At 47.9% G+C, this 15,306-nt stretch carries 12 protein-coding genes; 5 read left to right on the forward strand and 7 right to left on the reverse strand.

Annotated features, from left to right (window positions below; all coding sequences use genetic code 11):
- Window positions 1-9: 9 nt before the first annotated feature.
- Window positions 10-3,552, reverse strand: a complete 3,543-nt coding sequence (locus ACYVF1_RS00085) for an SNF2-related protein (RefSeq protein ID WP_461074356.1) — start codon at window positions 3,550-3,552, stop codon at window positions 10-12.
- A 426-nt stretch (window positions 3,553-3,978) separates the two neighbouring features.
- Between ACYVF1_RS00085 and ACYVF1_RS00090 the strand changes: the two genes are divergently transcribed.
- Window positions 3,979-5,238 (forward strand): anthranilate phosphoribosyltransferase, encoded by a 1,260-nt coding sequence (locus tag ACYVF1_RS00090; protein ID WP_461074358.1) that lies wholly within the window; start codon window positions 3,979-3,981, stop codon window positions 5,236-5,238.
- Window positions 5,239-5,472: 234 nt separating this feature from the next.
- Window positions 5,473-6,669, forward strand: coding sequence for an L-2-hydroxyglutarate oxidase (lhgO, locus tag ACYVF1_RS00095; RefSeq protein WP_461074360.1), 1,197 nt, complete (start codon window positions 5,473-5,475; stop codon window positions 6,667-6,669).
- A 147-nt stretch (window positions 6,670-6,816) separates the two neighbouring features.
- Here the strand turns inward: lhgO and ACYVF1_RS00100 are convergent, their stop codons facing one another.
- Window positions 6,817-7,008, reverse strand: a complete 192-nt coding sequence (locus ACYVF1_RS00100) for a hypothetical protein (protein ID WP_461074362.1) — start codon at window positions 7,006-7,008, stop codon at window positions 6,817-6,819.
- Between the two features lie 128 nt (window positions 7,009-7,136).
- Between ACYVF1_RS00100 and ACYVF1_RS00105 the strand changes: the two genes are divergently transcribed.
- From ACYVF1_RS00105 to ACYVF1_RS00115, 3 genes are all read left to right on the forward strand, one after another.
- Window positions 7,137-7,643, forward strand: a complete 507-nt coding sequence (locus tag ACYVF1_RS00105; RefSeq protein ID WP_461074364.1) for a Dps family protein — start codon at window positions 7,137-7,139, stop codon at window positions 7,641-7,643.
- Window positions 7,644-7,723: 80 nt separating this feature from the next.
- Complete coding sequence (locus ACYVF1_RS00110; protein ID WP_461074366.1) at window positions 7,724-8,176, forward strand: NUDIX domain-containing protein; 453 nt, start codon at window positions 7,724-7,726, stop codon at window positions 8,174-8,176.
- Window positions 8,177-8,194: 18 nt separating this feature from the next.
- Window positions 8,195-8,641 carry a DinB family protein gene (locus ACYVF1_RS00115; protein WP_461077767.1) on the forward strand — a complete coding sequence of 149 codons (447 nt, stop codon included), beginning with the start codon at window positions 8,195-8,197 and terminating at the stop codon, window positions 8,639-8,641.
- A gap of 12 nt (window positions 8,642-8,653) precedes the next feature.
- Here ACYVF1_RS00115 and ACYVF1_RS00120 read toward each other — a convergent pair whose 3' ends face one another.
- From ACYVF1_RS00120 to accC, 5 genes are all read right to left on the reverse strand, one after another.
- A complete protein-coding gene (locus tag ACYVF1_RS00120) occupies window positions 8,654-10,045 on the reverse strand; it encodes a high affinity choline transporter 1 (RefSeq protein WP_461074368.1) in 1,392 nt (463 codons plus the stop codon).
- A 111-nt stretch (window positions 10,046-10,156) separates the two neighbouring features.
- Window positions 10,157-11,011, reverse strand: coding sequence for an inositol oxygenase family protein (locus tag ACYVF1_RS00125; protein WP_461074370.1), 855 nt, complete (start codon window positions 11,009-11,011; stop codon window positions 10,157-10,159).
- Between the two features lie 84 nt (window positions 11,012-11,095).
- Entirely contained in the window at window positions 11,096-12,184 is a 1,089-nt protein-coding gene (locus ACYVF1_RS00130; RefSeq protein ID WP_461074372.1) for a serine hydrolase domain-containing protein, read from the reverse strand.
- 6 nt (window positions 12,185-12,190) lie between these two features.
- Window positions 12,191-13,828 carry a sodium/sugar symporter gene (locus ACYVF1_RS00135; protein WP_461074374.1) on the reverse strand — a complete coding sequence of 546 codons (1,638 nt, stop codon included), beginning with the start codon at window positions 13,826-13,828 and terminating at the stop codon, window positions 12,191-12,193.
- Window positions 13,829-13,915: 87 nt separating this feature from the next.
- Window positions 13,916-15,259 carry an acetyl-CoA carboxylase biotin carboxylase subunit gene (gene accC, locus ACYVF1_RS00140; protein ID WP_461074376.1) on the reverse strand — a complete coding sequence of 448 codons (1,344 nt, stop codon included), beginning with the start codon at window positions 15,257-15,259 and terminating at the stop codon, window positions 13,916-13,918.
- Between the last annotated feature and the right edge of the window lie 47 nt (window positions 15,260-15,306).

Below are 15,306 nucleotides of genomic sequence, written 5' to 3' on the forward strand. Positions count from 1 at the left end.
AGTATTACGTTATCCCAACGCCACCAACTCCTTCAATTCTGCATCACTCAAATCGCCAAGCCAGGTTTCGCCGGTTTTAACGCTGAGGTCGGCCAGCTCCTTTTTACTACGTATCATGGCGTCAATTTTCTCCTCCATCGTACCCTGATTAATGAGCCGGTAGACCAATACGTTTTTAGTCTGACCGATGCGGAAAGCGCGGTCAGTAGCTTGCGCTTCAACAGCCGGATTCCACCACAAATCGTAGTGTATTACGTGGTTTGCCTGCGTTAAATTCAAGCCCGTGCCGCCCGCTTTGAGCGAGAGAATAAACGTATGGTCGGAGCGGTTTTTCTGAAATTGCTCAACCATCTCGTCCCGGTCCGGGCGCGACGTACCGCCGTGCAGAAACAACGGCTGCATGCCGAATGTCTGCTGAATGAATTGAGTTAACAGCTCACCCATTTCGTAATACTGCGTGAAAATCAGCACTTTCTCGTGGTTGGCGTATATGTTCTCAAGCAAGTTCAGGAGCATTGTCGCCTTACCTGATAAGGCCGGCAGGTTGTTTCCCTGCTTGAGATATTGGCGCGGATGATTACCAATCTGCTTCAGCGCTGTCATCAGCTTCAATACCAATCCCCGACGAGCAATACCGTCTTTGTCCTGAATGGCCCGCAAACTTTGCTGGACGACACTTTCATACAAAGCCGCCTGTTCAGTCGTGAGTGAGCAAAACTGGTTGTTCTCAATTTTATCGGGCAGATCGCTAATAATACTCCGGTCGGTTTTAACGCGACGTAATAAAAATGGGCTGGTGACACGACGAAACATATCAAGTTTTTGATGGTCACGTTCCTGTTGGATGGGTTTACCAAACTCCTCGTTAAACTTGCTCAACCCACCCAGGTAACCCTTATTTACGAAATCCATAATGCTCCAGAACTCCGATAAACGGTTCTCCACAGGCGTTCCACTCAGGGCAACGCGGATGGGTGCTTTCAGCGCTTTAACCGCCTTAGTTTGCTCCGTATCCGAATTTTTGATGTTCTGCGCTTCGTCGATAATGACGATAGCCCAGGTCTGTTTTTTCAACTTATCAAGGTCGCTTCGAACAATACCATACGTAGTGAGCAGTAAGTCATACGTATCAGACTTGTCTTCAGGTAGTTTGCGGTTCGAACCGTGATAAACGCGTGCCTTCAAATCTGGTGCGAAACGCGAAATTTCTTTCTGCCAGTTCGTCAACAACGTAGTGGGGAGAACGATAAGCCCTTTTTGCTTATTGAAACGCCCCTCCTGCTTAAATTTCAAGAGTACCGAAATAACTTGAAGGGTTTTCCCTAGTCCCATGTCATCGGCCAGTAAACTGCCCATGCCCAATGATGTATTCTTCAGCAGCCAGTCATAACCACGTTGCTGATAGGGACGTAACGTAGCATTCAGAGATTCGGGTAAAGGTTGTGAACTGCTTTCCGTAAACTGCTTAACCAACTTCTGCACTTCCGCCGATAACCCCAATCGGCTCCCTCGATATTCCTCAGAAAGAGCCGCTTTTAGTAAATCTGAACCGGTTAATTCGGGTGGATTTTCGAGTTGTTTGTAGAGTTTGCTTAGCTCGTTGGGGTCAATCAATACGTACTGATCTTTGATTTTTACCAATCCGGTGCTACGTCCAACCAACTGCTGAAACTCCTTCAGACTAACCATGTCTTCGCCCAAAGCCACCTGCCAATCGAAAGTAAGCATATCGTCCAATCGCATAAAGGCATTGTCGGCCGTGACTTTGGCTTTCAGTCTGCCACCCGCCTGCGGACGAACCCAGTGCTGAAGCGATTTCGGTAACCAGAGCGCAATTCCTAACAGTTGCATCCGAGGCAACGTATCAAGCAAAACGCCAACAAACTGACTCGGAGAATAGGTCAAATAAGACGGCCCGCCAATTTTTGTCAATCGTGCCAGATCAGGAAAATGCCGGGACAGCACTAACAAATCCTGCAAAACCGCCATCCGAATCGGCTCGTGTTTTTTCTTGGTCAGCAGATCGGGCAACGGAATCGGTGCGTCGGTAGCATTGGCATCACGGTCACGAACCAGCAACCGTAAATGAAATTCATCACCAAGTTCGGTGTCTTCGACAGCCAGAATGGGTACAAATCGCTTATGCGTCAGGAAGAAGTCATTGAGCCAAAGCTGCATAGCCAACGGCATTTCTTTCCGGCCGAATCCCTCGAAACGTAGCGTTTCAACGCCGAAAAAAAGCCGGTCGGCGTCTTCCAATGGCCATCGCTCCCAAAGCTCAATGGTAGCTGGCTTAATAGCCCGTCGCAGAAACAGCGAACAAAGCATCAAAACCTGCTGCTCACCCGGAAGCGCCAACCATTCTTTCTGCCAACGTATCGTGAGCAGCGTGGGTGGAAGCTGCGTGGCTACCATATTTGTGATACGTTTAACGGTTTCATTTAACGTAGCGGGTAGCCAACGAACGCGGTACTGATCTTCGGCGGGCGCGACACGTAGCAACTGAGGCACCACTGCCCCGCGACGGAGCAAAGCCGCCGAAAACTGCTGCGTGAGGTATAAAGCACGTACCGAATCGCTCATTTCTGGCCAGTCGGCTTCTGTCAACGTACTAAGCCAATTGAGCAAATCACTCAGCTTAAAACCACGTAGCGACCGTTGTTCACCGTGTTCGCTGAACATGCCGATTTTTTTGACCGACATGGTTTCATCGAGTTGTAACTCAATGCTGTCACTAAAATTGAGTTCCCAGTCGTCATCCTCGGCCGACGAGTTGTCGGCTTTTGGATCGATTGCGGGTGTTTTGCTGAATAGTTTGTATGCCTTTGTCAGCGACTTATGAAAATCACCTTTTGCGAACGTAACGTCGGGCGAAAGTAACTCCAGAAGTTGATCGGTTAGGAGCGGAATTGTAGCAAAATCGAGGCTGGCGCGGGCTTTTTCATCGGGGTGCCAGTCTTCGTCGTCGGGCAGTTCGTCAGTGCCCAACTCCTTCAATGATAATACCGTTTCCAGCGTTCCCCCTACTTTATCAACTTGATTTTTCTGAAGCTCCCCCAGAATGTCGAGGCCCTTCAATTGGAAAACCAGAAACGGATTTCGGTCGATTTCATTGGCAATTACGTAGATGACCGCAGCCAGATGCTTGCAGGGGACGGCAACATCAGGACAGGAGCATCCCATCGATAAATCTCGAAACGAATGCGGAAATAATCCGATACCACGTCGGGTCGTAAACTCCATCAATTCGGGCGGAAGCTGCCGATTCAGGAGCTGGGCCAACGTAGCGGGATTATCGCGGATTTCGGTCAAAATATCCTCTTTTTCCCGCTCAGTCAGCAGAGGAACCGAGAGTTTAGCTTTATAGGGCCGGGGCGCCGAACCTTTAATAGACGCACCAATCTGGTTCTGACTAATGGCCAGACTGTGCACAGCTCCCTGATTGGCATAGGTTTTTCCGCGTGGCAGTCGATTAGCCATGTCGATGCTTGTCAGGGCTTTAAGCCACTCCTGACCCCACCAGGTTTTTCCATAGGCGATACGTTCTGCCATAACTACTCAACTAATTAATTCGGGCACAAAAATAGAGGATTAACATTCCAGACCCGGCAATGACGAATTGCGCGTACAGGTGTAGGCGGCAACGGAACATTACCTAACATTCTTCTCCATAGCCCTGAGTTTGCTAACCGATCTGAATTGGTTTAATAACGTAAAAAACATGGCATCAGCATATCGAGGATAGAACACGGCGAAGTTTCAGGCTTAAAAAGAATTCGGGAACAGTATGCCAAAAGCTTAGTTTATTGACAGAAACATGCTGATTCTGGTTTATATAGTACCGTTTCGTGATTTGACATAAATGTGCGAAGAAATCAATTAAGAAATTTGATTTTGAGCCAGTTGGCTATCGGTAAGTAGCCTCTTTTTTTTACTTTTACTAAATCCCTATCTCCCGCTTTTAAACCTGTCATTCGTATGGTTCTGGATATACCTCCTACCGATACGCCACTTGGCCGGGGTATCAAACACATTGGTATTGGCAAGTATGGCAGCAAACCCCTCACGCCCGAATTAATCGCAGCGTGTCGTGAAGCACTGGCTGATCCACTAGCTCATCCGCTGCAAAAAGGCGCTTTTTTGGGTTCGCTAATCGCTAAAGGGCCAACGCCTGAAGAACAAACGCTGGAGGACGTAATAGGCAAAGGGGCCTTTTCGCACCCGACCTTTTTTATCAATAAATTTTGCCCCGATTTGTCGGCTGGCATGTTGCCCATTGCTACCAAATTGATGCGTGGCGATAATTTACAGGTTTCGGAGGCTCAGCAGTTGGGCGATTATCTGTTTGGACGGGAAAACTGTGAAACGTTTCGTGCCTTAGCGGTCAGTATTCTACGAGTTCGCCACGAAACCAACGATGAATACCTTGGGCTCATGCGCGCGGCTGAACGGACATTCGCTCCGGGATTCAAGCAGATGAGTTGCGCTGATCGTCCGTTGGTTCAACTGGCTGAACCGTTCGATGGCGTTGAAAATAGTTATATGATTACGCCCCTACTATCCCAGCTTTTTCAACAGCGGGGCTACGGAGCTGTGTCGCTGGTTGGACGGTCAGGAGGACCGAAATTTACGCTCAACGCCCATGATTTGTACATGCATCTAGGCTGCCAATTCCTGCAAAGTAATCACGAACTGGATACGGTTTTAGAACCTTACGGGTGGGTGCTTGATCAGAAGGCAATGTCGCCCTCGCTGAACCGTTGGGTCGACAGACGTCACCTGATGATTAAACGGCCTTTTCTGGCCACTCTCGAAAAAGTCCTGAATCCCTGTCACGCCCGGATTCTTGTTACGTCGGTTTTTCATATTACGTATCAAATGAAAATGGCTGAGCTGGCAATGATGTCCGGCTTCGATGGCGTCATTGTGCTAAAACGTGGTCAGGAAGGGAGTTTAGCGCCGTCGACCAGTCGGGCGAGTGGCATTTTGTGCGCTGTTCGGACACCACGTGGACATTTGTTTTTCCAGCATTTCGAAGCTGATGCGCCTGCATTTGCGAATTTTCGAACCAGTAGTGAATCGGAATATGAGCATCCGCAGGCCATGGAGAATGCCCAACTGGTCAGTCAGTTTGCGAAAGAGGGGAAAACCTCAAACGATGATTTTGACAACCGCGTGCGGCTAGCACAAGCATTATACGGTAGAGGACTTGATTGGATCGAGGGGCAGCTACGTTGAACCGCTCGTCTACTCCATTTGCCTTTCATCCAAATCCGGTGACGAATTATAGCTGTTCCGCATCTTTCAGACAAATACAACTGAACGAAAAAAGCCCCTGCATTATCACTCTTTGTTTGAATACACTTTTAACTAAGAGTTAGGCAGAATAGTAAACGACAGCTAAAGATGGAAAGGACGTAGCATTAACTGTGCTACGTCCATTTTTTTGTTGCTAGGCCGTACCTTTGCACCATGACAGACGTAGTAATCATTGGTGGTGGTATTGTAGGATTAGCCACTGCTTTACAGTTAAAACAGCAACGACCGGGCTTAAATATCATTCTGATCGAAAAAGAATCAGGAGTTGCGCGCCATCAGACCGGCCACAACAGCGGAGTCATCCACTCTGGATTATACTACAAACCGGGTAGCCTGAAAGCAACGAACTGCATTCGTGGATACCAAATGCTCATTGATTTCTGTGATGCTGAAAACATACCTTACGACCTTTGTGGTAAGATTGTAGTAGCCACCAAGCAGGAAGAACTTCCTCAACTGGAAACCCTCTATCAGCGTGGTCAGCAAAACGGTTTGGGCGGGCTGAAAAAGCTTACAATCGCCGAAATGCGCGAAATTGAGCCCTACGTCAATGGCGTAGCTGGCATGTTCGTTCCGCAAACGGGTATTGTTGATTATAAGCAGGTTACCGAAAAATATGCCGCCAAATTTCTGGAACTAGGTGGCGAAATCCGGTTCAATGAGCGTGTAGAACAGGTAACGCCCGGTACTAGTTTGAGCATTGTTGTAACGGATAAAGGTCGTTATGAGACAAAACTAGTGGTCAACTGTGCTGGCCTGTATTCCGATAAAATCGCCCAACTTACTCAGCGTGAAGCCGTCGATGTACGTATCGTACCGTTCCGGGGTGAATATTTCAAGCTAAAGCCTCATAAAGAATATCTGGTAAAAAACCTGATTTATCCGGTACCAGATCCTAACTTCCCCTTCTTAGGCGTTCACTTCACCCGGATGGTTCACGGCGGTGTAGAAGCTGGACCAAATGCGGTATTAGCGTTTCAACGGGAAGGCTATACAAAGTCATCCATCAATTTGAAAGAGTTGTTTGAGACACTGTCGTGGCCAGGTTTTCAGAAAGTAGCAGCCAAATATTGGGAAACAGGTTTAGGCGAGATGTACCGATCCTTCTCGAAATCAGCGTTTACAAAAGCCCTGCAAGCCCTCATTCCCGATATTCAGGAAGCCGACCTCGAACCGGGTGGCGCAGGTGTTCGCGCGCAAGCCTGCGACCGCACGGGCGGACTCCTCGACGATTTTGCTATTTTGGAAACCGACAAAGCTATTAACGTAGTGAATGCCCCCTCGCCTGCCGCTACGTCGTCGCTGTCGATAGGGAAAACTGTTTCGGAGAAAGTATTAGCGCGTTTTTAACGTAGCGAAAGAGCCTAGGATTTGTTGACAACGTAGTGATTACAACGGTTGAATATTCGCTTTGAACCATGCCTGCATAGTTCGAGAGAATGATCTCTCGATGCTACGTTAACTGCGATTATTTCCAGTTTGATCAGATAAATCATATCAGGCTAAAGCTTCCCAAACCGCTTTATATTTTGCTGACGTTTCAGCCAATAATTGCTCAAACCGTTTTCTTCGATCTGCCTCCTGATTGCTCATAATAGCATCAAGCATTTTATTCACATCGTCGTAATAACTTTCCGGTATCTGCTGTACCTTCTCAACGAGTTGTTGTTTTTTCTCCTGCGCTGTCATAACCATTCCATTTTTTCAAAGATAACAATAATGTGACGTAGCGAGGTTCTGATGGTAACGCACCGAACAATGGGACATACATTGGTGTTTTCTATAAAATCAAGAGTAAGCTTAAAATTAAATACGTTATGAAAGCGATTAATCAAGTTGGAGAGTTAGATACACCGTCTGACCTGAAAGAAAAAGGACGGGAGAAAGTAGCGGAAGCCCTGAATCGACTGGTTGCCGACGCGTTTGCGCTTTACATCAAAACCAAAAATTACCATTGGCACGTATCGGGCCGTCATTTCCGCGATTATCACTTGTTGCTGGATGAACAGGCCGAGCAAATTTTCGCGACGATTGACCCCCTAGCCGAACGTGTCCGAAAAATTGGCGCTAATACGATCCGTTCAGTTGCGCACATCGCTCAGTTACAGCGGGTAAAAGATAACGATGAGGATTTTGTCGCACCAAAAGACATGCTGTTGGATCTGCTCGCTGAAAACGAGAAAATGGCCAAAGCCATGCGTGATGCTCACCAGATTGCCGATGATGCCGAAGACGTAGCAACAGCCAGCTTGCTGGAGAATTTTATCGACGAAACCGAACGTCGTATCTGGTTCTTGTTCGAAACGACGCGTGATTTGAATTAAATAGGCACTTCTTTTATACCAGCGGTAGCCTTTTCCAAAAACATATTGGGAAAGACTACCGCTTTTTTTAAGTTGCCAACATGAAAGTTCGCCCTTGTGCCCTAATCTGGCAGCAAAACGCCGATCAAACCGAGATTTTATTCATGCGCTATCAATATGGCGGTCAGGATGTATTCGCGCTTCCGGGCGGTAGCCCCGATCGGGGCGAAACCTTACCTGAAACGGTAGCGCGTGAAATTCAGGAAGAACTAGGTGTTTCTGTCGATGTTGGCGAGATGATTCTAGCGGGCGAAATGCTGCTGACGCAACGTAACGACGACGTGTTGCACGTAGTATTTGCCGCTCGGAACGTAGTAGGTGAACCCAAATTGAACCCAGCCGAAACTACCGCCCTTGAACTAGCCTGGAAGTCAGTCAGCGAACTCGATAGCCTGAATCTATACCCAAACATTGGTGCCAGACTTCAGTCGTGGTTTAGCTCTGCTACGTATCTGGGCTACGTTGGACGTATCGAACAACAATATTTTGGGTAAATTCTAATCAGAAAAATGATGCTGATAGACGTACTGAAAACGCTTTTCAAACGCGATCTTGAGAAGTTGAGATTGGAAATAAGCCTTTATCGAGAGGAACAGAAAATCTGGTACGTTGAGAAAAACATTGCCAATTCGGCGGGAAACTTATGCCTGCATTTAATTGGTAATCTAAATACCTACATTGGTGGTGAGTTTGGCAAAACAGGCTACGTTCGCAACCGCGAGCTTGAGTTTTCGCTCAAAAATATTCCGCGAACAGAGTTGTTGACTAAAATTGACGAAACGATGGCTGCTGTTGAGAAAGGCCTAAACAACGTAACGGACGAGAAACTTGAAGCAGAATATCCGATGCTGGTGTTCGACAAACCAACCTCAACAGCGTATTTCCTGGTTCATTTAACCACGCATCTAACGTATCACCTCGGTCAGATCAATTACCACCGTCGTTTGCTGGATACGTAGCGCTCTAACTCCTCAACTAGCAGTTGGTTTAAGACTTTGTCTAGGGTTCAGCAAACTACCAGCTACCATGCCTGCCAGACTGGCCAGTAATCCCCAAATGATAGGCGGATATGACGTGTCCTGCCACAGACAAATTAACCAGACGCCAAAACCGATCGCCATTGAGCAAAGGCAACCCGTCAGATTGGCCCGTTTCCAGTAAATGCCAGCAGCCAGCGGCACAAACAATGAAACTAGACTAAACGCAGACGATTCGCCTACCAAATCGAAAATATTAGTGTCGCGCGTGGTGCTCATAAGTACGCAAACAACCGTGATAACGACCACCGCCCAACGTATCGTTGCCAAGAGTGCTTTATCACTGATGTCGGGCCGGAAGAATTTCATTACGTTCTCGCCAAAAACGGTTGAAGGAGCCAGAATTGCGCCACTTGACACGCTCAGAATGGCCGACGTAACAGCGCCAAAAAACAATATTTGAAGCGGTAAACTGCCGTGGCGCATCACCATATTCGGAATGATAAGCTGACTGTCTTTAGGCAAATCCGGGTGGAGTATTTTGGCGCTTAATGCAATGAACAGCGGCAGCATGGCAATGGTCAGGTACATTCCCGACGCCAGATACGATGCCCGAACAGAAATCTTTTCTGACTTCGCCGACATAACCCGCTGAAAAACGTCCTGCTGAGGAATAGACCCCAAACCAATCGTAATCCAGGCCGCTACATATTCGAGCCAGTCTTTGGTCGTATGATTGGGAAAAAAACGGAAAAAGCCGGGTTGAGTTCGTTGCTGGATGACCTCCCACCCTCCTACGTCTTTCCAGAGTAAAACAGCTAACACCGCCAACGCCACAATGATGATTAGGTTATGAAAAAAGTCGGTAACCGAAATCGACCACATACCGCCCATTAGCGTATAAATCATCACAATCGTGGCACTACCAATGACGCAGTACTCACGTGGTATGTCGGTCACTACGCTCAGGACGATGCCAATCGCTACCAATTGTGCCGCAATCCAGCTGAAATACGATGGAATCACCATCAACGCCGACAACAATTCCGCCGACCGCCCGAACCGAATTCGGAAATAATCGCAGAACGTAGTGATATTGAGTTTATACAGCGGTCGCGCAAAAAAAGCTCCGACCAGAAACAGGCACAGCGCCGACCCAAAAGGCTCCTCGATAACGGCGAGTAATCCGCCTTCGACAAACATTGCCGGAGCGCCCATGATGGTTTCGGAGCCAAACCACGTAGCGAACGTAACGGATGCGGCCAGAAACAACGGCAACCCCCGACCCGCCAATACGAAATCCTGCGACGTAGTGACTTTACGAGCGGCCCAGGCACCAACCGCTACGTTGGAAAGCAGGTAAAGGGAGATGAAAAAGAGGAGCATGGTGAGAACGTAGTACGTCCAAAACTACAGATTCTGACAATAAAAATTCCGTAAGCAGTTGAAAGAAAAACAACTACTTACGGAACGTTACGTATCACACTTGCGAAACTGTTACAATTTCAGCGTCGCAGGCAGGTATTTGGCAATTAAATCTTCGTAATAAGGTTTCAATTCGCTCACAACCGGTGGTTTAGGGCTTTTCGAATACAAATCGTACGGATTGAATTTACGCACCCACTTGAACATTTCGTGGTCGTGGTCGTCCATCAAATGATTATAAGCCTCTTCGCGGTGCTGCGAATAGAACGAGTGATAGCGCATCATATAGAGCGCTGGCTCGGGCATATAAGGCTTCATAATCTGGTACAGATACTCGTCATGCCCCCACGACATATGCACGTTACGTAGGCCGCAATTCGGTTCATAAACACCGTATTTCGTGTTGTATTTCTCATCGTAACTGTCGGGATTGTTGGCGAAAAATTCGGGATAAACGATCTTATCCGAATGCGCACAACCAACCGGGAACGTATCGCCTACTACGGCCCACTGCGGTTCACCGAACAGACACAGCACTTTGCCCATATCGTGCAGGAAACCCGTCAGCACAAACCAATCCGGGTGACCGTCGGCGCGAATGGATTCAGCGGTTTGCAGTAGGTGCTGAAGCTGATCGAGGTCGGTGTCGGGGTCAGAATCGTCGACGAGAGTGTTCAGGAATTCCATCGCCCCCCAAACTGGCAATTCTTTTTTGTCGAATTTCAGAAACTCCCGCTCTTTTTCGCGCACGAAATCATACGTCTGATACGTGTGATTCAGTCGATAAAACTCCCGAACGGTATCACGCTCGGGCGTGTCGTAGTTACGGTAGTCTTCCTTCGCTTTATGCTCCGGCTGGGGGTAACGGCTCAATACGTCATCTTCCCATACATCAAGACTGGCAAGAGGGGCGGTTTCGCTGATCATGTTAAGTGAAAATTTAGGCAACAAATTTCTTAAAATTATTACTGAAAACCAATAAGATACCGATAGGGTTCAAATCAAAACTTATTATTGGGTCAACTCATCAAGGGTCAATATATCAGCGAGTTCGGTTAGATTGGTACTGGCTAATAGTTTCAATACGGCGGCCGCGTTAGCTTTATTATCTGCTTTATTCGAAAAGTATGCCATTAGAAACTTTTTATCGGGTACTGAGACAACAAAATTGTTGAACCCACACGTACTTCCCGAGTGAAAAAGGACTGGATTATTGGGTTGCCGGAAAAACCACCCAGCCGCGTAGTAACTTCCTGGGTTTGCCGAAATGGTTTGTTTCGTGCGATTTAGAGCAACATTTAAATCAAGCGACGTATTGTTACGTAGTGCGTTGATCCATTTCTGATAGTCTGCCAGTGAGGTATAAACGCCACCATCCCCTTTTGTAGCGCTGGTCAGGCTTTGGTCGGAGAAGGTAAATACTTTCCCTTTTTTGCGATACCCTATAGCCCGGTTAGCAATAGGTTTTTCGGCTTCATAAACCACCGACTGATTCATTTGAAGCGGTTTAAAAATACGTTCTCGCAGGAACGTAGCATACGTATCACCCGACACGCGCTCGATGAGAAGCGCCAACAGACCATAGGCGGAGTTACTATACCGAAATTGACTTCCCGGCTCAAAATACAGCGAATCACGGTCCTTCAGCAGATTCAGTACGTCGGCATCCAGCAGTTGCTTGGTCTGTTTGGGCGACATCAGCGATTCATAATCCAGAATTCCCGATGTATGTGTTAACAGATTCCGCACCTGCACCTTCCGCGCCACCTGGACATTCAGTTCAGGAAAAAACCGAATAAGCGGGTCATCCAACGACAGTTTTCCTTCTTTCTCCAGCAGAAGTACGCCCATCGCCGTAAACTGCTTAGTCACCGACGCCATGCGGAAATTGGTGGTTGGCGTGATGTTCTTTTTCTGCGCTACGTTCGCCAAGCCATACCCATGCTGATAGATAACTTTCCCGTCTATTTCGACCAGTAAAGCCGCTCCCGGCAGATTAGGTTTGGTGGTAGCCTGCATGAGTGAATCGAATCGCTCAGGTAGTTGGGCAAAAACGGGGGTTACCAGCAATAGTAGAGCCGCTATCACTACGTTCGGCATGAGACATTACCAGAAAACGGTGTACAATATGCCCAAAATACCGAAAATTATCACAGAACCGACCACGAACGAAGGCGTTACCCGGAACATACTTTTATCAACAACAATTGTATCGTTCTCTTTTTGGCTAGCCGGGTCCGTCAGCGAGACAAGAATCATCAGCGCTACGTCGATGCAGAAAACCCACGTTGTCCGGTGTAGAAATGGAATCGACTCAGCCTCAATACCGAAGTTAGCCATTATATCGGGCCAAAATTTGAGCGCAAGCGAGAAAGGAAGCGTTAGGATAGCCACCGTCAAAGCGGCCCGATTGGTGGCGCGTTTCCAGAAGAAACCCAATAGGAAAATGGCAAAAATGCCCGGTGTAACAAAGTTGGTGTATTCCTGAATGTATTGGTAGACCTGATCGAGCGAACGTAGCATAGGCGCTATACCGAGCGCAATAGCGAACGATACGACTACCGCCCAGCGTCCTACGTTCACCAACTTCTGCTCAGATGCTTTCGGATCAACGTATTTCTTGTACAGATCGAGGGTAAAAATGGTTGAAATGGAATTACACTTACTCGCCAGAGACGCCACGATAGCGGCCGTCAGCGCGGCAAAAGCCAGCCCTTTCATACCGACCGGCAACAGATTCATCAATACTGGGTAAGCGTGGTCGGGTTTCACAACACCCGAAGCATCAGTCATCGCATCGCGGAAAGGTCCGCTCTGATACAATACGTAAGCGGCAATCCCCGGAATAACCACGATGAGCGGAATCATCAGTTTCATGAAAGCCGCAAAGAGAATACCGCTACGTGCTGTTTTTAAATCAGCCCCCAAAGCCCGCTGAACAATATACTGGTTGCAGCCCCAATAGTACAGATTATTGAGCCACATACCGCCCGTTACCAGTGCCATACCCGGTAGCACTTCGTATTGTGGGTGGCCTTTTGGGAAAAACATGTGAAAGTGTGAATTGGCTTTTTGACGTAGCGACAACAAGCCATTCCATACACTTGTGGTTCCTGTTTGTTGCGCGACCAAATCTAACGCCAGATACGTAACAACCAAGCCTCCAAAAATTAGCACAACTACTTGAATCACATCCGTATACCCAATTACCTTCATGCCACCCAACGTGATGAAAATAGCAAATACCGCCAATCCAATGGTACACGTAGTAAACGAAATCCCCACCAGCGATTCAATAGCAATAGCGCCCAGATACAGAATCGACGTAAGGTTGACCAATACGTATACCACCAGCCAGAAGATAGCCAGAATGGTACTCACCGTATCGCTGTACCGCTGCGCTAAAAATTGCGGCATGGTATAGATACGATTTCGCAGATAAATCGGAATAAAAAAGACGGCGACGATAATGAGCACAGCGGCTGCAAACCACTCATACGACGAAATAGCCAGCCCCATCGCGAAGCCGGAACCCGCCATTCCAATGAAGTGCTCAGCCGAGATATTTGAGGCAATGAGTGAAGCGCCAATGGCCCACCAGGTCAAGGAACCCTCTGCCAGAAAGAAATCGTGAGTGTCGACGCTCTTTTTTCGCCTACGCTGGTAAATCCAGTATCCGTAGCCGACGACAATAATGAAATAGATAAGAAAGACTACATAATCGGCCGTAGCAAGGTGATTCATTCCGGTGGGTTTAAATAAAAATGAGGTGTCTTAGCCTAAAGCAAGACACCTCATTTTTTCTAACGTAGCGCGGACCTTCGGTCTACATTACAGCGTACTAAAATCAAACCCTTCCAGAAAGGCCGTCGTGAACTGACCAGACCGGAATTTAGGATCGTCCATTAGTTTTATATGGAACGGAATCGTGGTTTTAATACCCTCAATCACAAACTCCTGCAAGGCGCGTTTCATGCGCGTAATCACTTCCTCCCGCGATTGGCCCGACACGATCAGCTTGGCAATCATGGAGTCATAATTTGGCGGAATTGTGTAGCCGCTGTACACGTGGCTGTCGATGCGAACGCCGTGTCCACCAGGGAAATGCAGATTTGTGATCTTACCGGGCGACGGACGGAAGCCGTTAGCTGGGTCTTCGGCATTAATCCGGCACTCCATGGCGTAGAGTTTCGGCGTGTAATTGCGGCCAGAAATTTCCGTACCAGCAGCCACTTTGATCTGTTCTTTGATGAGGTCGAAATCCGTTACTTCTTCCGTAATCGGGTGCTCAACCTGTATCCGGGTGTTCATTTCCATGAAATAAAACTTCCCGTATTTATCGACCAGAAACTCGATGGTACCCGCTCCTTCATAACCAATAGCCTGCGCACCTTTGATGGCCGCTTCGCCCATTTGCATACGAAGTTCGTCTGAGACGATTGGCGAAGGCGTTTCTTCAACCAGTTTCTGGTGCCGACGTTGAATCGAGCAATCCCGCTCTGAGAGGTGGCAAACCTTCCCATATTGATCGCCAACGATTTGTATTTCGATGTGTCGCGGGTCTTCTACGTATTTTTCCAGATACAAACCATCGTTTCCGAAAGCGGCACCGGCTTCAGTACGGGCATCGTTCCAGGCTTTCTCGAAATCAGCTTCTGTACGAACAATCCGCATACCGCGTCCACCGCCACCAGCCGTCGCTTTTACGATAACCGGATAGCCCATTTCGGCCGATAGTCTCTTGCCCTGTTCAACTGATTCGAGCAAACCTTCAGAACCAGGAATAACGGGTACACCAGCCAGTTTCATAGTCGCTTTGGCCGTTGCCTTGTCGCCCATGCCATTGATTTGCTCGGCCGTAGCTCCAATAAATTTGATACCGTAATCGGCGCAGATTTGCGAAAACTCGGCGTTTTCCGACAGGAAGCCGTAACCTGGATGGATGGCATCAGCTCCGGTTACTTCAGCGGCTGAAATAATGCTGGGAATGCTCAGATACGATTGTCGGCTAACGGGCGGACCAATACAAACAGCTTCATCGGCGAAACGAACGTGCAGACTATCACGGTCGGCGGTCGAATACACCGCTACCGTTTTTATACCCATTTCGCGGCAGGTACGAATAATACGTAACGCAATCTCGCCACGATTAGCGATTAATATTTTCTTGAACATAGATTTAAAGAGCGAAAGAGCGAAAGAATGAAAGAGCGAATGACCTA

Source organism: Spirosoma flavus (assembly GCF_054778555.1).